We start from the raw sequence: 24,153 nt of genomic DNA, 5'->3' as shown, positions 1-24,153 counted from the left end.
AATGAAAATCAATATACTCTGGATAAACGCTCTACTTCTGATAATTATATTTTCATCTTGTAGAAACGACAATGTGTCGCCGATCAGAAACGTACGCTTCGACCCTGGTTTGCTTAACCCACTGCAGGCAGCCGACGGTGCGCCCTGTATTTCACATAGCTATTATTACAACGATGCTGAAAAGTCACTGGGCACAGTTTACGGAGGCATGGTGCTGCTATCATTCAGCCAGGAGTTGACTTATGAAGAGGTTACAGCGGCTGTTGGTCGTTATGGGTATATAGAGGCACTTGGGCAGCCAGTCCAGTCAAATTCTGCGAGGCTTTACCCAGCCAGGCTTGCCGCCGGCTTAAGCTGCCGCCAGGTGCAAACGTTGTTGGCCGACATTGCGAAGGACCCTGCTGTGCGTTATGCCGCTCCCTATTTTGAATCAGCGGGAGGAGAGCTTCTGGGTATATCGAACGAGTTTATTGTGCGCGTGGAAACAGGTAGGATGCCGGCCGCACAGGTGTTGCAGCGCCTTGCCAATGCCACACGCACCGAAGTGGTGAGTTCGTTGAGTGAAGATACTTTTGTGCTGCGTGCCGATAAAAATTCGCGCGGCAATGCGCTCGAGATGGCCAATTTCTTTCAGAAACAGCCTCATATAAAGCATGCGGAGCCGGATTTCGTGGTCTCGCTTGCCATGTAAGATAATAGATTGCGATGGTTTTGGGTTAAGAGTGAGAAAGCCCCGCCTTCAGACTTGAAGGCGGGGCTTTCGTTTTAGATCAATTTTAGGTATAGCTACCCAAGGTATACGGCGGCCGCTTTGTCGCGCAGGTTGTAGGCCGAGGCCATGACCTCGCCATAGGCACCCGCTGTCCGAATCGCGATCAGGTCACCCCGGTTGGTCTCCGGCAGCACTACCGCCTTGCCGAAGCAATCAGACGATTCGCAGATAGGACCTACCACGTCATAACGCTCTTCCGCGCCCTTGCTGCTGATGTTCTCGATCTTGTGATAAGATTGGTAAAGCGCCGGTCGGATCAACTCGGTCATGCCGGCATCCAGAATCGCAAAATTCGTTGAGACACCCTTTTTGATGTAGAGTACCCGCGAGATAAGCGTACCGCTTTGAGCCACCAACGCTCTGCCCAGTTCAAAGTGCACCTGCTGGTTGGGACGCACTTTCAGAAACTGGTTGAAGAGCGAAAAGTACGCTTCGAAATCAGGTATAGGCTGCTCGTCCGGATTGTAGTAATCTACCCCTAAACCACCGCCAACGTTGATGTGCTCCAGATGCACCTGCTGCGACTCAAACCAGTCCTGAAACTCGTTCACACGCGTGCACAGGTTTTTGAAGGCCGAAAGATCCGTGATCTGCGAACCGATGTGGAAGTGCAGCCCGATAAGCGACAGGTTAGGAAGTGTTTTAAGCAGCGCCAGCACATCCGGCAATTCCCAGGCGTTGATGCCAAACTTGTTTTCCTCCAGCCCGGTGGTGATGTACTTGTGCGTGTTGGCGTTCACGTTCGGGTTAATGCGCAGCGCAATGCGGGCTGTTTTGCCCTTGGCTTCCGCCAGTTCGTTGAGCACGATCAACTCGTGGCTCGACTCGCAGTTGAAGCAGAAAATGTCTTTGTCAAGCGCATAATTGATCTCGGCATCCGACTTGCCTACACCGGCAAACACCACATGGTGTGCCGGGAAACCGTTTTCGATGGCGCATTTCACTTCGTTGCCACTCACGCAGTCGGCACCGAAACCCACTGCGCGCATCTCCTGCAGAATCGGGCTGTTGGTGTTGGCCTTCAGGGCGTAGTGCACCTGAAAGTTATACCTGGCTGCCTCCTGGCTGGCCCGTTGCAGGGTTTGGCGCAACAGGTTGAGGTTGTACACATAAAAAGGAGTGGCGTGCTGTTGCAACTCCTGCACAGAAAGATTAAGCATTGTGGTTGTTCCTTTCGAAGATGCCCTCATTCAGCTGGATAAGGGATCTTTCTTTATCAGTAGTATTGATCAATAAGCTGATGTTGTTCTTGCTTCCGCCATACGAGATCATGCGCAGCGGAATGTCTTTCAGCGCCTCAAATATCTTCAGTCCCGAGCCGCTGCGCTCTGCTATAAAGTCGCCTACCACGCAAATGATCGACTGGTCCTGGTCAACCTCCACCTGGCCGTACTCCTGCAGTTCGCGGGTGATCTCGGTCAGAAATTTCGGGTTGTCGATGGTCAGCGAAACGGCTACCTCGGAGGTGGTGATCATGTCGATCGGAGTCTTATACCTTTCGAACACTTCGAACACGCTACGCAGGAAACCATAGGCCAACAACATGCGACCTGATTTGATCTTAATCGCTGTGATACCGTCTTTGGCCGCTACCGCCTTAATGCCCCCCTGGCCCGTCTGCGATGAAATAGTGGTGCCGTGGGCCTGTGGCTGCATGGTGTTGAGCAGGCGCACGGGTATGTTCTTCTGCTTGGCTGGCAATACGCTGGAAGGGTGCAGGATCTTGGCGCCGAAATACGCCAGCTCCGCCGCCTCGTCAAACGACAGCTCCGCGATCGGGAAGGTATTCTTCACAACCCGCGGATCGTTGTTGTGCATGCCATCAATGTCGGTCCAGATCTGGATCTCACTGGCGTCTGCAGCAGCCCCGATTAGCGAAGCCGAGTAGTCGGAACCGCCGCGCTTCAGGTTGTCCACTTCGCCAAAGGCGTTGCGGCAAATGTAGCCCTGCGTGATGAACAGGTTTACCCCTGGATGCTTCTCGAGCTCCAGTTTCAGGTTCTTACTGATGTAGGCATTGTCCGGCTCCTCGTTCTCGTCGATCTTCATGAAGTTCAGGGCAGGTAACAAAACAGAAGCTATACCTTGTTCTTCGAGGAAAAACTGAAACAGCGCCGTAGACAGGAGCTCGCCCTGTGCCAGCACGGCACGCTCTTCATAAATGGTGAAAAGGTCGAGTGTGAACGAGCGGATATGATCAAAATGAATGGAGATCAGTTCGAGGGCCTCTTTTTTCTTTTTGTCGGTAGCGTAGAGTTCCGCTACTACCTGTTTATATTTATCATGTAGCGCATCGATGAGCGCGTTCGCTTCCTGGTTGGCATTCTGGTACAGTGTCTCTGCTATCTGTACGAGTTGATTGGTAGTACCCGACATAGCCGAGAGCACCACAATTTTCGGGGACCCATCGTTGATGAGGTCTGCCACTGCTTTCATTCTTTCAGCCGACCCTACCGAGGTGCCGCCGAACTTTAAAACTTTCATCTAATTAGTTTGGAATAAAGGATATAGCCAGAAGATGGTCAGGTATAGCCTTTTGCAAGGTATAGGGTGAACAAAATCTGGCCGTAAATTTAACAAATTCAGTGCAGAAGTGTGATAACTGGTTAAAAAAGAAAAGGCAGCCATTTGCGGCTGCCTTTTCTGTGTGTGCTATACCTGTTATTTAGTTTTTCATGATTCGGGTGGTGGACTCCATGCCCGCGCCCACTACTTTCAGAATGTACATACCTGATTGTAGCTGCTCCAGGTTAAGCTCCATTCTGTTCAGGCCGGCATCCAGCTGCAGTTCCTTGTTCATTACCCGGCGTCCGTTCATGTCATAGATGGTCATCACCGCGGTCTGCGCCTCAGGTGCTGTTAGTGTTACCTTGATCACATCCTGGAATGGGTTCGGATAGGCCTGCGTAGCAAGTTCACGCGCCAAACCCTTGGCGTTCACTGCAATCACGTTGCTGTAAGCAAACTGTCCGTCGGTGTCTACCTGCTTGAGTCGGTAGTAGACAGTGCCCTGCACCGGTGTGCGGTCTGTAAACTGGTACTTGGTTTCCAGGCTGGTCGTGCCTTTGCCTTTCACGGTGCCCACTTTCTCAAAGCTTCTCGCATCGAGGCTGCGTTCTATCTCGAAGCGGTCGTTGTCCAGTTCTGATGCCGTGAGCCACTCCAGGTGCGCCTGGTTGTTGCGGACAGTGGCGGTGAAGTATACCAGCTCGACTGGGAGCGGGATGATGATCGGTTCGTTGCCGAGCAGACGAATGACGATGCTAAGGTCGATAGAACCTCCAAACTGATCTGTTACCCTAATTGTCAGCGGGAAAGCCCCTTCGCCCAGAGCAGCCGGGTTTGTAACGGAAATGTTACCATTATTTGCCAATGCCAGGCCGTCCGGTAAACTGCCAAAAACAATTGCCGCACCTGTAATATCGCCATCCGGGTCTGTTGCAAAAGCGAGTAAGTCACCAACTATGTATTCATTGTTATACTTTGGCGGATTAATGGTATAGTAGGCGTCGCAGTTAACCGTGATCGTTACCTCGTCGAATGTGGCTGCGCCACCTGCGCCGCAAACCGGGGTAGAAGTCCAGCGCAAAATATAGGTGCCCGGAGACAGGTTAGATACGGTCGCATTGTTGGAGCTTGCCGGAGAGAACACAGCAGTAGTAGGACCGCTCACTTGGCTCCAAAGGCCAGCATCCTGCCCCACATCATTCGCGCTGAGCACTACGCTGGAGCCGCACACAGTCTGGTCAGGACCAGCGTTGGCTTGCAAAGCGGCATTTGTTACCTGAACGGTGACGGTATTCGCCAACACGATTTCCCCGCAACTCGGACTGGTCACAGTAGCATAAAAGAACTGGTTGCCTTCGGGGAGGCCAGGGGTCTGTCTACTCACCACGCCGCCAGTACCGTTAAATGGAGTTCCTATAAGTTGGTCGGCACTGAAGTTTATTTCTGAGCCCACCCTACGGTAGATACGGTAGGTATAGGTTGTATTAGCGTTAAATTCTGTTTGCACGCTGATGATAGTTCCGTTGCCAACGCATACCTTGTTATTCTCTGCAAACACGAAGTTATTAACGGACGGGCCAGAAATGAACACAGTCGCCTGATCAGGTATAGTCACGCCGCAGGCGCCCTCTCCTGGGAAAGAAACACGCAGGCCGATGGTGGTATTAGCTGTAATCGGGCCGGTGTTCAGGGTAATGTTTCCTGTTGATCCGGGTACTGGTGAGCCAATTGGCAGCCCGGTCGACTGGTTGACCAGTTGATAAACATAAGCAGGGTTAGAGCCAGCAAGTGAGTAACTCACACTGCGACTGCCGCATACTGGTTGTGGGGTTATTGGCGTTAAGGTAAGTCCGGTAGTTACAGGCTGTGGCAAAACGGTTACAGTCACCGAGTTGGTCGAGATAGCATCGCAGGCAATACCGGTCAGGCTTCTGGCCCGATAAGTAACGGTCTGATTCTGGTTAGCAGATGTCAGGTTTGTGAACGGTCCTGAAATTAACGTGATCGGTCCGCCTGTACCCAGCACTGAACTGCCTGACTCTTCTCCATTGACCAACAGGCGGTAGATGATGCCATACTCTGAGCCGGAAAGTTCGAAGCTCGTAGTGTTACCGCCGCAAACTGTTGCCGTGGTAGGACTCAGTGTGAAGGCAGTTGGCGGAGGGCTACAAGCGACAACAACCGGTGCCGATTGTCTGCTCTCGCAACCATTTGGCGGCGTGAAAGTGGCTGTAACAGTTGCCCCTGCAAACAGATCCTGGGCTGAGATGCCCTCTACACCCCAGGTTGTTCCCGAGATAAACACTGGTGTAGGGAATGGTGTGCCTTCGATATACAAGGTGATCTGTCCGCCGGCAGCAGAGGCTGGGGCTGTACCTGTTATGGTGGTAGCGCCTGCTGTGATCGGGTTAACGGTGAGCACTCCTTCTGGCCCAGGCGTAGCTGTTACTACATTAGAGTTCACACTAGATACGTTGTTTGGCGATACAGCTCTGGCTGTAATAGCTGTGCCTGCTGCAATGCCTCCTGCCGTGGTCGATGTGAAATCTGCTACCCACGCGCCGGTGCTCGTAACTGTTGCCGTAACTGGTGTCGTGCCATCGCTTTGTGTAACGAGCGTACCTGTTCTGGTGCCAGCCGTGCCACCTGTGTAAAACTGGATCGTCGTACCGATCGGGTTGGTAGAAGTCCCTGATAAGGTTGTGACAAAACCACAACTGGGCGCATTGATTACAGGAGCCGTTAGGGTTGGACGAACCGTTACAAAGTTGGAAGGTGCAGATGCAGAAGGGCAGGCACTACTAGATAATACTGACCTAACTGATAAAATATCCCCTGAAGTCAGAGCGGGCGTGATGCCTGCTACGCTCAACGTTTGTGAGGCAGCACCATTAAGAGGTGTGGTGATAGTAGTAGCTGTTCCGTTTCTATACAAAACTAGATTGCCTGTAGCTGTACCCCCACTAATGGAAACAGTAAGAGAGGTTAGGTTAGTAGGGACATTTGTAAAGTTACTCGTGAAAGTTGCACCGTCGTAAGTGACGCCAGTAATTATAATTACTTGTGTGTTGACAGTAGCGTTATTGCCCTGCTCTCTGCATAATAGATTTGATCTGGGAGACTCACATCCTGTTGCATTGTTGCTGACATTTACTGGTGTTGTTGTTATAGCATAGCTAGTGCCAGGGCTTGTTAGAAAGAAGTTAGAAGGTATAGGTGTTAATGTACTATTTGGGTATGCAGTACCAGCTACAAGATCTAGAATTACTGTATTTGAAGAGGTTGTTGTGCCTGATGTGCTGTAAATAGTTATTCTTTGGCGTCCGGTTATGCTAGGAATGAATGTTAGGTATCTGTCGTTGCCAGAGCTAGTCAGACCGGTTATACGAGGAGCAGGAGTTTCTGTACACACCCCAGTTGTAACCGTTACCGCATTCGAGAGCGGGGAAATGGTTTTACCAGGAGCTGTCACTCTAGCCGTGATAATGTTGCCTGTCACCAACAAGGTGCTCGGTATACCGCTCAGTGTCCAGGTGCCGTTTGCACTCACAGTTGGACAGGCCAATTGGCCAGCGCTTCCGCAAATGGCTTCACCGTTTAAAAGTACAGTCACAACAGAGCCTGCTATCTCGGTGCTGGTGCCCGAGATGGATGTGCTGTTAGCATTGATGGGACCATTGACTACTGGTGCTGCTGAAGCCGCAGGCGTTATACCTGAGTTTCTGACCTGAGTTAGCGTAGTAGGCGGAAATATACCCAGTAGGGCACGCCAGGCATCCGGTGCATTATACCCATAGGCTTGAAAGTTTACCCCACCCACATCTGATATAGTACCTGTAAAACCACTTTGCGCGCTTGTAATTGTAATGCCACTCATACGCAGCGGAGTGTCTGCTGTAATAGCTCCACCAAATGCGCTTATCGGAACAAAGAAATCGTAAAAGTAGTCTGGATTGCCTCCATTGGTAGAGCCTGCCACCGCCCGCTGCGAATACTGGTCAACTGCCCCCGTGAAAATGGTGCCGCTTGTCGTGCCTCTGTGGTCCAGTACCTGCACAGCTGAATTGGAAGCAAGAAGTACCTCAAATTCAAACCCGGGGTTTGCCCCCGTGCCCTCAAACAAATTGTTCGAGTCAATCAGGACGCTGTAGCCTTTGGAGGCAGTAGAGGTGCCGCCCAAACGCAACCGAAACATGAGGTTGGCGCCGTCAAAATACACGGCAACAGGAGAGCCTGTGGAGGGTGATGTGATTGGGGTGGCTGGTCCGGCCAGATCGGTGTGGCCACCTGCAGTACCTGTATTCAGGTCCCCGGTGGGCTCTGAGGTCAGGGCTGGAAATTGTCTGTAGGGAATCTCGCTGTTGCCGACCCCCTCATCTCTGCCATTTGTGAATCCTGTTCTACTGATGGAAACAAACCCATCTCGGTTAGGGTCCAATATTTGTTGTCCGGTTCCGACTGATGGTCTTATGATAAGGCCAGGCGTGGTTTGCGCAAAAGCGCCTGCGATCGTGACTACGAGTAAAATGGCAACCCACAAGCTGCTCCGTAGTATCGAGACTTGTACATATCTTTTCATAGTTTGGGTAAAAGTTTGTTATAGCAAGTATTTAGTTAAAGGGTAATCAACACAATAAATGACTGCGTGAACCAGGCATTGTATACCTGAATCCCACAATTAAAATGTATTGAGTTATACGTTCCTGTACTATAAAACTTTAGTGTGCAATTGAACTGAAATCGGAGGTGACAGGTACTGGGAATTGTATAGTTAACTTGCTATATTTTTATAGAAATATCTAGTGATATATTATATGCAGGCAGTTTCCTGTGTTATGAGAGCTTTTGTGTGCAGATGGGTTAGCAGAAAGAAAGTAACCAGATTGGGAGTAGTATTTCAATGAAAAATCAGTGCAATTTTCAGGGAAAGATACAGGTATAGGAGGAGCGGAAATGTACAATATTTGCCCTATATAGCGCTTGTCAATATAGGTGAGCTGTAGTGGAGTTGAAATTTAAAAATTCCTTGATTTACTAGACTGACGTCAGGATGACGCTGGCAGCATTTCCACCGAAGCCAGCCGCATTTACCATAACGCGGCGCAGCTGTTCCGGAGCGGAGGCAGGTAGTGTATGGCTGTAGCCCGGCTTGTGAATTTGCTGGGTTGCTAATAAGTGCATCGCATACTGCAGACTCAGTGCGCCGGAAGCTCCCAGGGTGTGGCCAATCAGGTGTTTGTTTGTCGTCAACAAGGGCAGGTGGTTACCAAACACAGTTTCAATAGCGGTTAGCTCGGCATGATCGCCAGCCTTGGTACCGGGGGAGTGGGTTATGATTGCATCCACCTTGTTATCTTGACGTTCAAGCTGACTGAGGGCATGCTGCATGGACCTTTGAAAGTTCAACCCTTCTGCCGATATACCTGTCTTGCTCGTGATTTTTTCAAAGCCAAAACCAACCGCTTCTACCACAACGTCTCCTGGCTGCAAGGTAGCCAAATTGGCTTTTTCGAGAGCAAATACAGCGGCGCCTTCTCCCAGCACAAACGTGTTCTGCCCGGAAGTGCCATAGGGTTGGCAAGGAAATAAATTATTCTGCAGGCGGGAGTAGATGCCCACAGCCTTCATCTGGGCAATTGTAAAATCGGTGAGCGGCGCCTCGGTACCGCCGGCCAGAAAGCGGCTGGCCATACCTGCCCTGAGCCAGGCAACTCCATTGGCCACGGCCATCAGGGCGGTGCTGCAGGTAATGGAGTGACTGATCTGGGCTCCTCCGGCATGGATGGCATGCGCCACCCAACTCGAAAGATTGCCAAGGGTAGTGGTAGGAGAGGACGAGGACGAGAGCTGCCCCTGCTGAAAGCCTTCGTAATGATGCTCGAAAAGGCCGGTCGCACCTCTGGAAGAGCCGATGTTCACGGCCATGTCCTCCCGCAGATCAGCATCCGGGTTTGCAGGCTGCCATCCAGCCTGTGCTACTGCCTGCCTGGCCGCAAAAATGGCCAGTAGTACAGAGCGGTCCAGGTGCCGGTAATTGGAGTTCGACGCTGCGATGGACTGCAATTGCGTCTCTGCCGCTGCTGAGAGCGCAGCCACTGGCGTGAGGCTACCTCCGTGTGGGATATAGGTAAAGGCGGGTTTGCCTTGTAGGTAGGCGTCGGTAACAGACGGGGTGTCATAGCCTAAGGCCGAAATGGCACCACAGCCCCTGATGACGATATGTTCTTTCGCGCTTTCCAATGCGGGGCAAAGGTAAAAACAAAGATCGGGGTGACAAACCTCTGTCACCCCGATCTTTGCTTCGTGTTCTGTGAAAGCTAGTGCGATTTGATCAGCTTGGTGGTAGAGTTAAGGCCACCGCCAGTCACGCGCAGGAAGTATACGCCTGTTGCCAGCTGCTGTGTCGAGAGCTCGAAGTTGCTATACCTGCCTTCAGCATTTAGCAACTGCTCGATCACCACACGGCCCTGGGCATCTGCCACAGTCACCCGGATCGGACCGGAGGTTTCAGTTGCTATACCTACCTGCACGCTGTGCGAGAACGGGTTCGGATAGGCTTTAACCGAAGTGCTTGTTTCCTTCAGGTGTGCCGCTATTGTTTTGCTGTATTCGAACGTACCATCGAAGTCTACCTGGCGCAGGCGGTAGTAGTTCACCCCAGTGCCGGGGTTTTGGTCAGTGAAACTGTATGAACTGGTTAGGCTGCTGGTACCTTTGCCTTTTACCTGGCCAATGAGGGTAAACTTGCGTCCGTCCTGGCTACGCTCCACCTCGAAACGGTCGTTGTCGCGTTCAGAGGCGGTTGTCCATTGCAGTAATACTTGGTTATGCTGGGCCACTGCTTTAAATGAAACCAATTCTACCGGGAGCGGGGTGATGCTCTGTAGTTCGATCTTTTGCTCGAGCTCAACAGGGCAGCCAGAGTTGATGTGGCGGGCTATTACAGTATAAGTTTTTTTCTCGGAGTTTACCACATCAGACACCAGCACTACATCAGCTCCATTGCCGGCTACCGGCGTTCGGAAATCCGTGCCATTCAGACGAAGCTGGTAGAGCACGTTCACTTCCGAATTCTTAACGATCAAATTCATAGTGCCATCAGCATTAAACGTGCCTTCTATAAACTCCAGGTTTTTAGAAGGCAGCGCATTTACTGTAATCGTTACCTCGTTGCTCATCTGTGTGCCGCAGAAGGTGGGCGCTATACCTGAAGTAGCCTGTACATAGAAGTTGAAGCTGCCTGTCGTGTTCAGAACCGGGGTTTCGAGTGTGATCTGGCCACCTGTGCCAGCTACCGGCGCCCCGACAGCGCTGTTGTCTGCCTTCAGCCTGATCTGATAGTTCATATTCAACTGCGAGCTTGTAACGGTCAGGACAGCCTTAGCACCGATACATACCTGCGTGTTCTGAACCGATACCATAAAGGCAGTTGGGTTCGGGTTAACCGTAATGTCGGCCGTGTTATTCAGCGTAGCCGCGCCGCAACCCGGGCTCTCGCCACGTGTAGCAGCCACCTTGATTTTCTGGCTTGTGCTAAGCGGGTATGACATAAGCAAAATGTCGCTGCCGTTGCCTAACACAGAGGAGCTCAGATCGGCTGTGTTGGCTTCGTTACGGAGTACGTAACTGATGCCCCGCTCAGAGTTGCTGATCCTGATCGTGGCGCTGCTGTTCTGGCAGATCGCGGAGGCAATAGCTGTTACGGCTTTGTTTCTGTCAGGTATGGTATTAGAGCACAATACAGTTACGCCAGCTGAATGCCTGCTTTCGTTTGTGCCGATCGTACCTGCGGTAGCAGTCAGTACGCCACCGGCATACAGTAGTTTTTCGATGTCGTTTCCGCTCAGCCCGCTTACTGTCCAGTTTCCGCTTCCAGAGGAGACAACGGAGCCCAGGAAATAACCATCGATGTAAAGGTTGATCATGTTATTAGCAGGTCCCGTGCCTGCAACGGCAGTGGCACCCTCCACATATGACCCTGTAATGACCGGTATAGCAGGCGCTGCCGCTGCTGCAGCCTGAACGGTTACGGCACTCGATGGAGCACTGGCGCCTTTGCCTGGTGCAGTAGCGGTACCTGTAATGGTGTTGCCGCTGGTCAGTGCAGTAGAGGCAAGTCCGCTCAGCGTCCAGTTGCCATAGGCATCCACTACCGGGCAGTTTGTAGAGCAGATGGCCTGACCATTACGGTAAACCGTGATCACGGTGCCAGCCGGCTCTGTAGACGTGCCCGATACTGAGGTAGCACCAGCCCGGATAGGTCCGTTCACGACGGGAGCAACAGAGGCTTCTGCCATAACAGTGGCTGAGGTCTCGTTCGACACGCAGATGTTCTGAGTCAGTGCACGAGCCGAAACTACCTGACCTGCCTTCAGCACCATACCTGGCATCGTCCAGGCGCCGGTTCCTGTCGCCGTGGTGTTGCCAAACAGTTTTCCGTTGATCAACACAATGACAGTGGCGTTGGCAACAGCGGTGCCTGAGATGGTCGTCGTGCTTTGCAGGATTGGGTTTGTTGTGATGCTTGGTGTAGCAGTGGTGGCCAGGTTGCCCTTGCCCACACATACCTCGTTCGATCTGGCAGAGGAACATTTGCCGTTCCCTTCTTCCAGTATCGCATAGTAACTGCCGTTACCCAAAGTCACGGTCCCAGCCACACAACCCTGTCCCGGGCTACAGTCGGTTGCATTCACGCCGTCTCGGCAAGTCCAGCCCCAGGTGCCGTTCGATCTGACCGGGATATCAGGTATACCCAATACCGGTCTGTCCGGCTCTCCGAATTTATAGATTCTGATGATGCTGCCTGCAGCTACTCCAGCCGGTACTGTTCCGGTGAAGCCTTTGTCTGATGCGCACAGGATGGTAGGAGTTGCACTTGCCGGACAAACAAAAGCTGGCGATATCACAACAACTTCGTTCGAGAGGTTAGAGACAGACTTCCCTGTGGCAGAGGCGGTGGCAGTAAGTTTATCGCTTGCGGCAAGTACTGTGTTGGCGGGCAAGGTATAGCTCCAGGTGCCACCGGTACCCACTGTTGTAGTGCCCAGCGCTGTGCCGTTCAGGTATACCGCAATCACAGTGCCAGCTGCTTCCGTGGATGTGCCGTTTACCAGCAGAGGATTTGCAGCAGTAGAAGTGCCTGCCGTGTACGTCCCGGTGATAACTGGGGCAGCGCTGCGTAGCGCCGGAAAATCTGAAGTAGGCGTAACGTTCAGGGCGGTTGGTATGATGCTTTGGATGATGTTGGTGAATGCTGCCGAGTAGTTGCCAGCGTATACCTTGTCGTCTATACCTCCCACATCAGAGATCGGCCCGGCCAGCGCGCTGTGCTGTGCGCTCATGACCGTGTTGGCCACCATGCGCACCGGTGTGCTGGCCGTGAACGACGGTATGTATTTAGTGATCTCGGAGAAAGGAATGTAGAAATCGTAAAAATAGTCCGGGCTGCCGCCATTTGTGGTATAGGCTATGGCTTTCTGGGCATACTGCTCATAAGGCAGGTTAACCAACTGGCTTCCGGCAGCCGGAGACGACACACCATTTACATTGTAAAGCCGCACCCCAAAACCTGTCGCCAACACGATCTCTACTTCAAAGCCAGGGTTGGCAGGTGTATACTCCGGGTCGGCATTCGGCCCCGTATTTCCGAATTTATTATCCGTGTCGATCAGGATGCTGTAGCCTTTCGAGTTTGGCGCTATACCTCCCAAACGGAAGCGGAACATGAGGTTGCCGCCAGACAGGTAGGTATACACCGGGTCCACGTTGCCGAACAGGTATGAGAAGTCGGAGAAGCCACCGGTAGGTCCGCGTAGCAGGTCGCCCAACACCTCACCTGCAGGAAGCGGCAAGGCTCTGTACGGAATCTCGCTCTCCTGCACATCGTTGAACCGGAAGCCCGGAGGGGTGGCGGGGCTGGAAACATAGCCATCGCCGTTCGGGTCGAGCACGGCTTTGCCCGCCCCTGTAGCAGGCTTCACGATCATGCCTTTGGTTTGCGCGTGCAAGGCAGGGGTTACAAATAGTAAAAGCACCAGGCTCAACAAGACAGCCTTGTAGAAGGGTAAAATTTGATTCATATGGGTTAAGTAAATAATGGTTTGAAACTTAACCCTCCGATAGATAATATAGAGATGGTGAATCCTACTTAGCTAAGACTAGCTGGTTAATTGCTGAGTCGGAAGAAAATTAAATGCCATTTTATACAGTACTTTTTATTCAGAAAGAAATAGTGCAACATGGAGTATAACGCATTGGAAGTCAGGTGTAAAAATTTTTTTAGGAAGAAGGAGTTTGCGCCATTACAAAGCATTGTAGGCGTGCAGAGGGAGTCCAATTTTCCAAAAGCTGGAAATGTTATCCTAACAGTGGAATTTTTTGAACGATTCGGATATAAAATGTGGGGATACGGCTAATTTCTGAATAAGTAGAATTGAACGCAAAAGGCCAATGGATGATCCGTATTTTATCTGCTGTTAATTGGCAACGAATTAATTATCAAGTGTTTATGTATTGGGTTATTTATGCTAGGATAGCAGTGTAATTGGATTTGTACGTACGCGTTCTCCGTAAAATTGGCTTTGATCAACTCATTTTTCCCAAAATGAATCTTTAGAATGTTTGTTAATCGTGCAAGGTGGTTTGTGAAGGTGGTTCGAAGTAGCGCTCTCCTATAATCAGCTCCTGCATCCCTTGTAGCGTCAGGTATACCTGGTCGAGTTGCGGGTCGGTGATACAGTAGGGGGGAATCACATAGATGATGTTACCGAGCGGTCGCAGAATTACGCCTTGCGCCAACGCAAAGCTATAGAGCGTATCACCTAATTTATTAAAGTACGAGGTGCCCTCCGCTTCGAACTCTACCGCCAGGATGGTGCCCTGCTGGCGAACCTCCAACACCTTAGGCAGCGCACGGAATTTTTGGCTGAAAGCCGCATGTCGCTGTCCGATGCGATCAATCTGCTGCTTTGTTTGTTCCTGCAGCAACAAATCCAGGCTGGCGAGGCCGGCGGCGCAGGCAACCGGGTTGCCCGTGTAGCTATGACCATGAAACAGGGTTTTGCGTTTATCATCGCTCAGGAAAGCCTCGTAAATTTTTTCGTTGCAGGAGGTTGCGCCCAACGCCATGGTGCCGCCTGTCAGGCCCTTCGATAAAGTGACCATGTCAGGTTGATGCTGCAGGTAGTCGCTGGCGAACGTGCGGCCGGTGCGGCCAAAACCTGTCATCACCTCGTCTGCAATGGTTAGGATGTCGTGCTGCTGGCAGGTCTCCAGAAGACAATCCAATACCTCCGGGGTATACATCACCATACCTGCCGTACCCAGCACCAGCGGCTCGTAGATGAAGGCAGCCACATCGCCGGCTGCAGCAAAAGCCTCCAGCTGCTTTAGGGTTTCCCCTTCCTGACCAGGTATAGGCACATCAATAAAGCACACCTCAAACAGGTAAGACCAAAAAGGAGCCGTAAAGGCACTACGGGCACTCACGGCCATCGCTCCGAAAGTATCACCGTGATAGCTGTTGCGGAAAGCGATGATCTTGCGCCTGGCTATACCTTCGTTCTGCCAATATTGGATGGCCATTTTGAGGGCCACCTCCACGGCGGTAGAGCCATTGTCGGAGTAAAAGATGCGGCTCTGGCCCTGCGGCAGGATCTGGATGAGGCGCTCGGCAAAGGTAACGGCGGCCGGATGCGTGAAGCCGGCAAAGATCACATGTTCAAGCGTTTGCAATTGCTCAGCCACTTTCCGGGCAATGTAAGGGTGCGCGTGCCCGTGCAGGTTCACCCACCACGAGGCAACGGCATCCACATAGGTCTTCCCATCCTCGGCATAGAGCAGCGCACCCTCACCCCGCACTATAGGTATGGGAAGGGCTGCAGTCTTCATTTGGGTGTAGGGGTGCCAGATAACCTGTTGGTCGCGGGTAGCAAGATTTGTGATGGACATGGTGAAATGTGTTCGCTTTGGTGCGAAAGTAGGCAAGGGGAGGGGATTTACCTACCCTTACCGCGCAAAAAGCGCTTGAGTATTCGTTTGCCGCGGCTAAGCATGGCCGGTGAGCCGTCTTTCATCAGAAACTCGATCTGGGCCAGCAACTCGTCTTTCACCCAAGGGAATTCTGGCTGCAGGTATACGAGCACGTCCAGGCAGTTGACTTTCACCGCAACAGGCGTCCGTGAGTTGATCAGCCACTCGAACATGGACTCTACCACGGGTTCACGGTCTGGCAGCGCGCGCCATGCCGCTTTGTAAATCGGATTGGCGTCCGGGTTGGCGCAGCACATCAGTATTTTGGAGAAGTGTCGCTGGCAGCTCAAATTATGCTGTGTCGGCAGCATGCCAATGAAAACGGGCAGGTATGGCAAAAATTGTTTAGGAAAGGTATAGGCTGCGTACTCCAGCACCCAGGCGGCGCGAAAGGCCACTGATCGATCCTTATCATAAGAACAGAGATCCAACAGTTGCTGCACCGAGAGCTTGCCCGAGTTCATTTTCGCAGCGAGCTCTTGTACCTGCAGTTTGCCCAACGGCTGACTTAATGATTGCAGCAATTCCTCTTCGTCCATAGGCCAGGTATACGGGGCGCAGGTATAGCGCCTGCCTACATTTTACCCCAGATCAGCTCCCGAACAAGTGGCTGATCCAGAATGTGTTTTATTATTGCGGTAAATGTTGTCGTTTTGTAGAGTGTACTCAATAGGCAATCGTGTGGTTTATCCTTTGTTATGAAGGCTTACAGGTATGGCACGAATGCCTTAGCATACTCTGCCACAGCCTCTTGGCAAAAGTCTGCCTCCTGCCGAATGGAGGGTAGGCGACGCAGCCCTGTGTACTTTACAATGAAGTCCTCGGATGTCTGGTTCTCCTCTCCATTAAAGATAATGCCCGCCACCGGCACTTTGCGGTAGCGCAGTACCTCTGCCGTGAGCAGGGTATGGTTGATCGAGCCCAGGTAATTTCGGGACACCAGGATCACCTCCAGCCCCAGTTGCTGCACCAAGTCCAGCACGAGGTAGCGCTTGTTGAGTGGCACCATCAGTCCACCGGCTCCTTCCACAATCAGGTTGTTCTGCGTCTCCGGCAGTTTCAGACCGTGCACGTCAATCTCTATACCTTCAGCTGCAGCTGCCTTATGCGGCGAGGCTGCCATTTTAAGCCGGTAAGCTTCGGGGTGAAATATGGACTTCTCATTTGAAATCAGACTTCTGACCGTATCGGTGTCTGTAAAATCTAGTCCACCCGCCTGTACGGGTTTCCAGTAGTCGGCCTGCAGGGCTTCGGTGAGTATGGCTGCGGCAACTGTTTTGCCAACGTCCGTACCGATGCCTGTTACAAAATATCTTTTCATGTACCTTTCGCTATGGCCTGCACGAGGCCGTCAATTTCTTCTTCACTATTATAGGCATGCACGATCACGCGGAGCCGCTCTGTACCAGCAGGCACAGTAGGGGGCAGCACGGGGCGTACATCAAATCCAGCTTGTTGCAGCGCAGCCGCCAGCGCCTTGAGTTGCCGGGGCTGTTGCGGGAAAACAGAGAGTATCACACTATCTTCCGGGGTGCAGCGTATGCCGCTAAGTTTGTTCAGTTTCTGGTACAGTCGGTTCGCTAATTGCTGCACGCGCTCCCGCTCAGGCGCAAGTTCGGGCAGCAAGGTATAGGCACACTTCAAGGCCACCAGCGCATGCGTCGGCAGACCTGTTGTGTAAATAAAGGCTCTGCTATAGTTAATCAAAAAGTCACGCAGCACCTGCGGCCCCACTACGGCAGCTCCGTGGCTGCCCATGGCTTTGCCATAGGTAATCACCTGCGCAAACACCTGGTCCTGCAGCCCAAGGGCTACGGTCAATCCCTCACCTTTGGATCCGTACAAGCCCACGGCATGGGCTTCGTCTACAATCAGGGCGGCGTTCACCTCCGTGCATACCTGCGCCAGCTCCCGCAGGGGAGCCTGGTCGCCATCCATGGAGTAGACCGATTCCACCACCACGTATACCTGCCCGGTGGCATGCTTCAGCTTTTGCCGCAGATCGGCCACGCTGTTGTGGCGGAAGGCATAGGTCTTGGCAAAGCTCAGGCGCAGCCCGTCTTTCATGGAGGCATGGCTGGCCTCGTCGTAAAACACAGTGTCGCCACGCTGCGGCAGGGCAGACAGCAAGCCCACGTTGGCCGTATAGCCCGAGTTGAAAAGCAATGCGGCCTCTCCCTTATGGTAGGACGCGATGATACCTTCCAGCTCTTCGAAGAGGCCGTGGTTGCCGGATAGCAGTCGGGAGCCCGTTGCTCCCAAAGGTAAATGTCTGTAGTGCTCCTCTTCCTTGTGGATAAGCGCCCGCAGTTTCTCGCTGCGAGCAAGGCCGAGGTAGTCGTTGGAGCAGAAGTCAATGAGGCCGGCGGTGGTTTTAAGTTGGCGCAAGGTATCCTGCGCTGCCCGCTCCGCCAGCTTCTGCTGTAGTTTTTGTGACAAAGGAATTTTTGACAAAGGACAAAGGAGTTAAAAGACAATAAATCAATTTAGAAAGTCTTTTGTCTTTTGTCAAACAGTCTTTTGTCTGCTTAGCAAACGTGCTGTGCTTCTTCCTTGAAAGACTTGCGCGGGGTCAGGCCCAGCAAATCGAACATGGCTTTGTCTGCGTCAAAGTCCGGGTTCGGCGTTGTCAACAGCTTTTCGCCTGTGAAGATGGAGTTGGCGCCGGCCAGGAAGCAAAGCGCCTGATCGGTTACGCTCATGCGCTCGCGTCCAGCAGACAGGCGCACCATGGTCTTTGGCATCAGGATGCGGGCTGTGGCAATCATGCGCACCATTTCCCAAACCGTAACAAGCGGCTGGTTTTCCAGCGGGGTTCCTTTTACCGGCACCAGGGCATTTACCGGAACAGACTCCGGGTGCTGCACCAGGGTAGACAAGGTATGGAGCATTCCGATGCGGTCTTCGTCGGTCTCGCCTAAGCCGATAATACCACCTGAGCAAACCGATATACCTGCCTTGCGCACGTTCTCGATTGTGTCAAGACGGTCGCCGTAGGTACGGGTAGTGATGATGTTGGAGTAATTCTCTTCTGAGGTATCGAGGTTGTGGTTATAAGCGTACAGGCCGGCTTCTTTCAGCTTTTCAGCCTGGTACTCGTTTACCATACCTAAGGTACAGCAAACCTCCAGTCCCATCTCGTTCACGCCTTTCACCATGTCGAGCACCTTGTCGAAGTCGCGGTTGTCGCGCACCTCACGCCAGGCTGCCCCCATGCAGAAGCGGGTAGAGCCGCCGTCTTTGGCACGCTGCGCCGCCGTGAGCACCTGCTCCTGGCTCAGCAGTTTATGCACGTCCACGCCGGTATGGAAACGGGCCGCCTGCGGACAGTACGAGCAGTCTTCCGGGCAGCCACCTGTTTTCACCGACAGCAGGGTACATACCTGTACCTCGCCTGTGGCCTGGTGCTCTTTGTGCACGTTGGCTGCCTCTACAATCAGTTCCAACACTGGCTTATAGTAGATCGCTTTGATTTCCTCCAGTGTCCAGTCGTTTCGAATGGCTGTGTTCTGTCCGTCTTGCGTCATAATGGCTTGGGTTTAGAGGACGAAGATAATCTGAAGTTTTAGGAATAAAAAATTGGATTTGGGGGTAGTTTCGGTGGATAACTTGTTAACTTATTCAGCAGCTGATGTATTTCTGTGGAAAAAATGGTTTGTTAATTTGTTGGGAAAGAAAATTGGTGCTGGCAGGCACTTCCCGGTTTAACCGGCACAGCCACTTCACTTTTCATTAATCAGGCCCTTGTTTCGCGTCAGGCCCATCGCAATGGTGGCGATCAGAGCCCCGGAGAAGGCCATGAAGGTGTCTTTTTGAGCATCCCAGACATCTCCCTGCGTGCCCAGGTAGGCCGGGCCCTGCGCCGGGAAAAGTATTTCAGCTACCGCCCATTCTATCATTTCATAAACGGCGCTCACCGCCAGTGTGGTTAAAATAGGTAAGAGCCAGGCGCTGCTGCGCGGATAATCCAGCCAGTGTATGAACGCCTCGCGCATGGGGTAGGCGAGCAGCAGGCCGAAACTGAAATGCACGAGCCGGTCATAGTGGTTTCGGGAGTGATCAAACGTTTCCATCATCCAATAACCAAAAGGGTTCTCTGCGTAGGTATACTGCGAGCCATACACGTGCAGGCACATGAACACACTGATCAGCACATAGCTTAGGGTACTGAACCGGTAGATCCGGTAAGTGCCTATCAGAAAAGCCAGCGACAGAAAAACCAGTGCGTTTTCGATGAACCAGTTGTTTAGGTCATTGGTCCAGACGAAGGTGCTGACCCACACGAGCAGGAAGACGGTAACAGAGGCCAGGAGCCATGGATTGCTGCCGGAGGAGAACCTGGTGGAGGTGTCGTTGTGCTGCATGGTTAAGGGGTTTAGCTCTGCATACGTACTTTGGCCCGGCACGATAACCATTCGCCACGAATCAGGGTAAGAGGGAGCTATACCTTGTCGATGCTTCACTTTGTCTATGGCTTATGCTACAGAATCAGACTTATCCCACTACGTCAGCTTGTGTGTTTTGCCCAAAGCAGGTGCTGCAAATGCTTGCCTCCATTATCACGGTGTTGTTGCTGGCCGATGTGGCGGGAATCCTGCTGGAGAGTGTGTGGGCGTATGAATCGAGGCTAACGCGGCTGGTGGTACATTACTTCAGCTTTAATGGTGAGAGCAACATCCCGGCATTTTTCTCCTCGGTGCTGCTGTTGGTGGCCAGTGGCCTGCTTTTTTTGCTGAACCGGCAGTTGCGCGTTCAGGCACCTGACCAATACAGCCGCCATTGGTTTATACTTGGCTGTATCTTTTTGTTTATGGCCATCGATGAAAGCACCCAGATACACGAGCGGGTGGCCGATTTTGTGCGCCCCCGTCTGGCTACCGACCTGTCGGGTATGCTGCACTGGGCCTGGGTGGTGCCCTATGGTATGCTCACGCTGGCAGTGGTGGCCTACTTTCTTCGCTTTGTGCTGAGGCTGCCCCAGTATTCCCGCAACCTCATTATCCTGTCGGGGGCGTTGTTTGTGGTCGGAGCGCTCGGCCTGGAGTTTATTGAAGGGTATCTCTACAAGCGCTATGGCTTGTACCACCTCTACAACCGCATCCTGTATTGCATCGAGGAATTTCTTGAAATGTCGGGCGTGGCGTTGTTCATCTATGCCTTGCTGGATATGCTCACAAAGTACCATACACGCATTGTGGTGGCGCCTGCCCAAAAAGACGTATAATATCCCTACCTTTGCAATGGTTTAGGCGCGTGCCTGCCACCTTATGCCTGTTCTATGTCATTTGCTTCGTTAGGCCTCTCGGCTCCCCTGCTTCGCTCCATTTCTGACCACGGCTACACGGCTCCTTATCCCATACAGGAGCAGGCTATACCTGCCATCCTGCAAGGCAAAGATGTTTTAGGTATAGCGCAGACAGGCTCTGGCAAGACGGCGGGTTTTGCGCTACCGATTCTGGAGATGCAACGAAAAAAGCAAGCCGGCCGCAACAGGTACGTGCGCACGCTGGTACTGGTGCCGACGCGCGAATTGGCTGTGCAGATCGAAGAAGTGTTCCGGGCTTTCGCCAAAGGGCTCGAACGTCCGGTAAAAACGCTGGCTGTGTATGGGGGTATTTCCATTAATCCGCAGATGATGAAACTGAGTGGTACCGATGTGCTCGTCGCCACGCCCGGCCGCCTGCTCGACCTGATCGAACACAAAGCCGTGCACCTTTCGGAAGTGGAAACGCTGGTGCTCGACGAGGCCGATAAAATGCTGAACCTGGGCTTTCAGGAGGAAGTGAACAAGCTGCTTGCTATGTTGCCAGCCCGTCGACAAAACCTTCTGTTCTCGGCCACACTGAGCCAGGATGTGGAGGACCTGATCGCAAAACTACTGAGGGACCCCGTGCGAATTACAGTGCAGGAAGAGGCGACCGTGCCGGAGCTGATCAAACAAGTAGCCTACCAGGTGGAGCCTGAGAAGAAAGGCCCTTTGCTGCGTTACCTCATCCGGCAGCACGACATGCAGCAGGTGCTCGTATTTGCTTCATCAATCCGTACCGCCGACAATGTGGTGGGCAAACTGAAGAAGCATGGAATAGAAGCGGCGGCTTTTCACGGCGACAGAAGCCAGGGTGGCAGAACAGAAGCGCTCCGCCAGTTTAAAGCCGGCAAACTGCGGGTGCTGGTCGCTACTGACCTGGCCTCGCGAGGTATAGACATCAAGTTTTTGCCCTACGTGATCAATTACGAACTACCCCGCTCTCCCAAAGACTATGTGCACCGCATTGGCCGCACGGGCCGTGCAGAAGCTTCCGGCGAAGCCATCTCGCTGATCACGCCAGAAGATGCCCACCACTTCAAGATCATCCAGAAAAAGATGGGAGTGAAGGTAGAAGTATTACCCACCGATACAATTGACTTGCAAGGACAGTAGCCAGGTATAGGCAATACCCGTCGAGCCTCGCGCCTATACCTGTGTACCTAGCTTTTTTTGAGCAAGTGACTCAGGTCACCGGCCCGGAACCAGCGGTAGCCGTAGGCATCGAGTGTGATGTAGTGCCTGCCCTTTTTATCGGCCTCGCTGGTGAAGTTTACCATTAGGTCTACCAGTTGATGCTCCTTTTCCTGCTTGTCGTTTTTCTCCTGCTTCAAATCCAGCACCACCTCGTGGGCCAGCTTGTCGAAGTTATGCAGAATGATGAGCGAGCTGCCTTGCCAACTGTAGTGTAGGCAGAGCACTTTCTCGTTGTTCGTTTTCAGGATCTGCCAGTCTCCCCAGCCTATTTCGGTGCACTCCTGCCGCAGCCGTATCAGCGAGGTCATCCAGTTCAGCATGGAATTGGGGTCGCGGCGCTGGTTCTCGACATTGATGTGGTGGTAGGAGTAAGGGCCCTTGTCGATGATGGGGTGCACCAGTTTCTCGGCCTTCGAAAAGCCGCCCTGGAAATCGTCCGTCCACTGCATAGGAGTGCGCACGGCATCGCGCTCTTTCAGGCTCAGGTCGTCGCCCATGCCAATCTCGTCGCCGTAGCGGATTACGGGGGTGCCGGGCAGTGAGAACATCAGGCTGTAGGCCAACTCGCTCTGCTGACGGTTGCCGAGCATGGTGCTCAATCGGCGGCGTATGCCGCGGTCGTAGAGCTGCATGTCTTTGTCCGGGGCAAACCGTGCAAATACCTCGTCGCGTTCTTCATCGCTCAGGCGGCCCAGGTCCAGCTCGTCGTGGTTGCGGAGAAAGTGTGCCCACTGCACCGTGTGGTGGTGCGTGCGGGTGGCCTCCAAAGCCTTTTCGAGCGGCTCGACTTTGCCTGTGGCCAGCGCATAAAAGACGTACTGGTTCACATAGAAATTAAACATCATGTGAATGCCGTCGCCTTTCTCACCGAAGTATTTTTTGTTTTCCTCGGGCATCACATTCGCCTCGCCCAGCAAAATAGCCTCGCCTCGCCGCCATTGCACAAACTGGCGCATTTCGCACAAGTAGTCAAAATTCAGTTCGTGCTTGCTCGTGTTCGGCTCCGGCGACTCGATCATAAAAGGCACGGCATCTACCCGGAAGCCGGCTATACCTAACTCCAGCCAAAACCCGATGATGCGCTTGATCTCGGCCCGCACGTCGGGGTTGTCCCAGTTCAGGTCAGGCTGAAAATGGTGAAAGCGGTGGTAGTACCAGGCTTTGGCTTTTTTGTCGTAGCTCCAGGTTGACTCCTGCACACCCGGAAACACCATGCCTTCGTTCCAGTCAGAGGGTTTCTTTTTATGCCACACGTACCAGTCGTGGTGCTTGGCGTTTTCGCTGCTGCGGGCATCCTGAAACCAGGGGTGCTGGTCGGAGGTATGGTTCACCACCAGATCGATGATAACCTTGATGCCGCGCTTGTTGGCCTGGTGCATAAACTCCACGAAATTGCCGCTGGAGCCATGGCGCGGGTCTACACCATAGTAGTCGGAAATATCGTAGCCATTGTCTTTGTTGGGGGTAGGCTGAAAAGGGGCGAGCCAGATGCAGTCGATGCCCATGGCGTTGAGGTAGTCGAGGCGGCGGGCTAGTCCTTCGAAGTCGCCCACGCCGTCACCGTTCAGGTCCATGAACGTTTCGAGGTCAAGACTGTAAATTATTGAATTTTTATACCATAGCTCTTCCAGCATAGCGCATCAGTTTTGGTTGGTGAAAACGTGATTCGTCTATACGGTAGAAAGCGGGCAAAAGTCGGGATAAAGGCATGGTCGTTCCAATGTAACTGATTCTCCCCTTGAGGGGAGCGAAGAGGGGTGTTTACATTTGGAGAGAACTGCACACTGCTAAACTAAAAGCTTTGCAGCATCAAAGAATAACCCCATCATGGGACAGACTTTAAAAGGGTTAGGATAGGTATAAGGAATGTCTTAACACTGGTATAGTAAGCTATACCTATTCGGAGCAAGCTTTCCAGTCTTCGTAGCGCATCTCAAATTTTATCTCGCTGCGACCGTGTGTACCTATCTCGCGCCAGCCTTGTCTGCGGTAAAATTGCTCGGCCCGCGTGCCGGGGTCGGTGCCCAGCCAGATCGTTTCCCTGGTCTGCTCGAAGTACCAGTTGAGCAGCATGTTGTGCAGTTGCTTGCCTATACCTTGGCTCTCAAATTCCGGCAGTAGAAACAAGGCCCACACATTATGCTCCTGCATATCCACAATGGAGAAGCCCACTACTTTTCCATCTACCTCGCATACCCAGCCTTTGCCGCGCTCGGTCAGGTATAGCGCACAAAGTTCGTCCGTGACTAATGTCGGGTCGGAGAGGATGTTTTCCTTCACCGAATGGCGGATGATTTGCAGCTGGGGAATGTCGGTGAGTTTGGCTTCGCGGCAGCGCATA

Annotated in this window: 16 protein-coding genes; 3 read left to right on the top strand and 13 right to left on the bottom strand. The window is 52.7% G+C overall.

Annotated elements, in window-relative coordinates:
* The first annotated feature begins 1 nt into the window (after window position 1).
* On the top strand, window positions 2-691 hold the full coding sequence (locus BD749_RS13805; RefSeq protein WP_101445274.1) for a hypothetical protein: 690 nt from the start codon (window positions 2-4) through the stop codon (window positions 689-691).
* A gap of 95 nt (window positions 692-786) precedes the next feature.
* Here the strand turns inward: BD749_RS13805 and lysA are convergent, their stop codons facing one another.
* From lysA to BD749_RS13740, 11 genes are all read right to left on the bottom strand, one after another.
* Window positions 787-1,932, bottom strand: a complete 1,146-nt coding sequence (gene lysA / locus BD749_RS13800) for a diaminopimelate decarboxylase (protein WP_245869218.1) — start codon at window positions 1,930-1,932, stop codon at window positions 787-789.
* On the bottom strand, window positions 1,925-3,256 hold the full coding sequence (locus BD749_RS13795; RefSeq protein ID WP_101445269.1) for an aspartate kinase: 1,332 nt from the start codon (window positions 3,254-3,256) through the stop codon (window positions 1,925-1,927). The genes lysA and BD749_RS13795 overlap by 8 nt, the downstream gene beginning before the upstream one ends.
* A 181-nt stretch (window positions 3,257-3,437) precedes the next feature.
* Window positions 3,438-7,859 carry a T9SS type A sorting domain-containing protein gene (locus BD749_RS19610; protein WP_245869215.1) on the bottom strand — a complete coding sequence of 1,474 codons (4,422 nt, stop codon included), beginning with the start codon at window positions 7,857-7,859 and terminating at the stop codon, window positions 3,438-3,440.
* Window positions 7,860-8,314: 455 nt separating this feature from the next.
* On the bottom strand, window positions 8,315-9,520 hold the full coding sequence (locus BD749_RS13775; RefSeq protein ID WP_101445263.1) for a beta-ketoacyl synthase N-terminal-like domain-containing protein: 1,206 nt from the start codon (window positions 9,518-9,520) through the stop codon (window positions 8,315-8,317).
* Window positions 9,521-9,597: 77 nt separating this feature from the next.
* Window positions 9,598-13,359, bottom strand: a complete 3,762-nt coding sequence (locus tag BD749_RS13770; protein WP_101445261.1) for a T9SS type A sorting domain-containing protein — start codon at window positions 13,357-13,359, stop codon at window positions 9,598-9,600.
* Between the two features lie 544 nt (window positions 13,360-13,903).
* On the bottom strand, window positions 13,904-15,229 hold the full coding sequence (gene bioA / locus BD749_RS13765; RefSeq protein ID WP_101445259.1) for an adenosylmethionine--8-amino-7-oxononanoate transaminase: 1,326 nt from the start codon (window positions 15,227-15,229) through the stop codon (window positions 13,904-13,906).
* 47 nt (window positions 15,230-15,276) lie between these two features.
* Complete coding sequence (locus BD749_RS13760; RefSeq protein ID WP_101445257.1) at window positions 15,277-15,849, bottom strand: hypothetical protein; 573 nt, start codon at window positions 15,847-15,849, stop codon at window positions 15,277-15,279.
* A 167-nt stretch (window positions 15,850-16,016) separates the two neighbouring features.
* Window positions 16,017-16,631, bottom strand: coding sequence for a dethiobiotin synthase (bioD, locus tag BD749_RS13755; RefSeq protein ID WP_101445255.1), 615 nt, complete (start codon window positions 16,629-16,631; stop codon window positions 16,017-16,019).
* Window positions 16,628-17,749, bottom strand: a complete 1,122-nt coding sequence (locus tag BD749_RS13750; RefSeq protein ID WP_245869212.1) for an aminotransferase class I/II-fold pyridoxal phosphate-dependent enzyme — start codon at window positions 17,747-17,749, stop codon at window positions 16,628-16,630. Before BD749_RS13750 ends, bioD begins: the two co-directional genes overlap by 4 nt.
* Before the next feature lie 89 nt (window positions 17,750-17,838).
* Window positions 17,839-18,837, bottom strand: a complete 999-nt coding sequence (gene bioB / locus BD749_RS13745; protein WP_101445250.1) for a biotin synthase BioB — start codon at window positions 18,835-18,837, stop codon at window positions 17,839-17,841.
* Window positions 18,838-19,032: 195 nt separating this feature from the next.
* On the bottom strand, window positions 19,033-19,674 hold the full coding sequence (locus tag BD749_RS13740) for a DUF2238 domain-containing protein (RefSeq protein WP_101446621.1): 642 nt from the start codon (window positions 19,672-19,674) through the stop codon (window positions 19,033-19,035).
* A gap of 113 nt (window positions 19,675-19,787) precedes the next feature.
* Here BD749_RS13740 and BD749_RS13735 point away from each other — a divergent pair, with 113 nt between their 5' ends.
* A complete protein-coding gene (locus BD749_RS13735) occupies window positions 19,788-20,534 on the top strand; it encodes a multidrug transporter (RefSeq protein ID WP_245869209.1) in 747 nt (248 codons plus the stop codon).
* Between the two features lie 54 nt (window positions 20,535-20,588).
* Window positions 20,589-21,731 (top strand): DEAD/DEAH box helicase, encoded by a 1,143-nt coding sequence (locus tag BD749_RS13730; protein ID WP_101445247.1) that lies wholly within the window; start codon window positions 20,589-20,591, stop codon window positions 21,729-21,731.
* A 47-nt stretch (window positions 21,732-21,778) separates the two neighbouring features.
* Here BD749_RS13730 and BD749_RS13725 read toward each other — a convergent pair whose 3' ends face one another.
* Entirely contained in the window at window positions 21,779-23,446 is a 1,668-nt protein-coding gene (locus BD749_RS13725; protein WP_101445245.1) for an alpha-amylase family protein, read from the bottom strand.
* 262 nt (window positions 23,447-23,708) lie between these two features.
* Window positions 23,709-24,152, bottom strand: coding sequence for a GNAT family N-acetyltransferase (locus BD749_RS13720; protein ID WP_101445243.1), 444 nt, complete (start codon window positions 24,150-24,152; stop codon window positions 23,709-23,711).
* Between the last annotated feature and the right edge of the window lies 1 nt (window position 24,153).

Source organism: Pontibacter ramchanderi (assembly GCF_002846395.1).
GTDB lineage: Bacteria > Bacteroidota > Bacteroidia > Cytophagales > Hymenobacteraceae > Pontibacter > Pontibacter ramchanderi.
The sequence above is the reverse complement of the archived record's forward strand: the minus strand, read 5'-3'. Positions and strand labels throughout refer to the sequence as shown.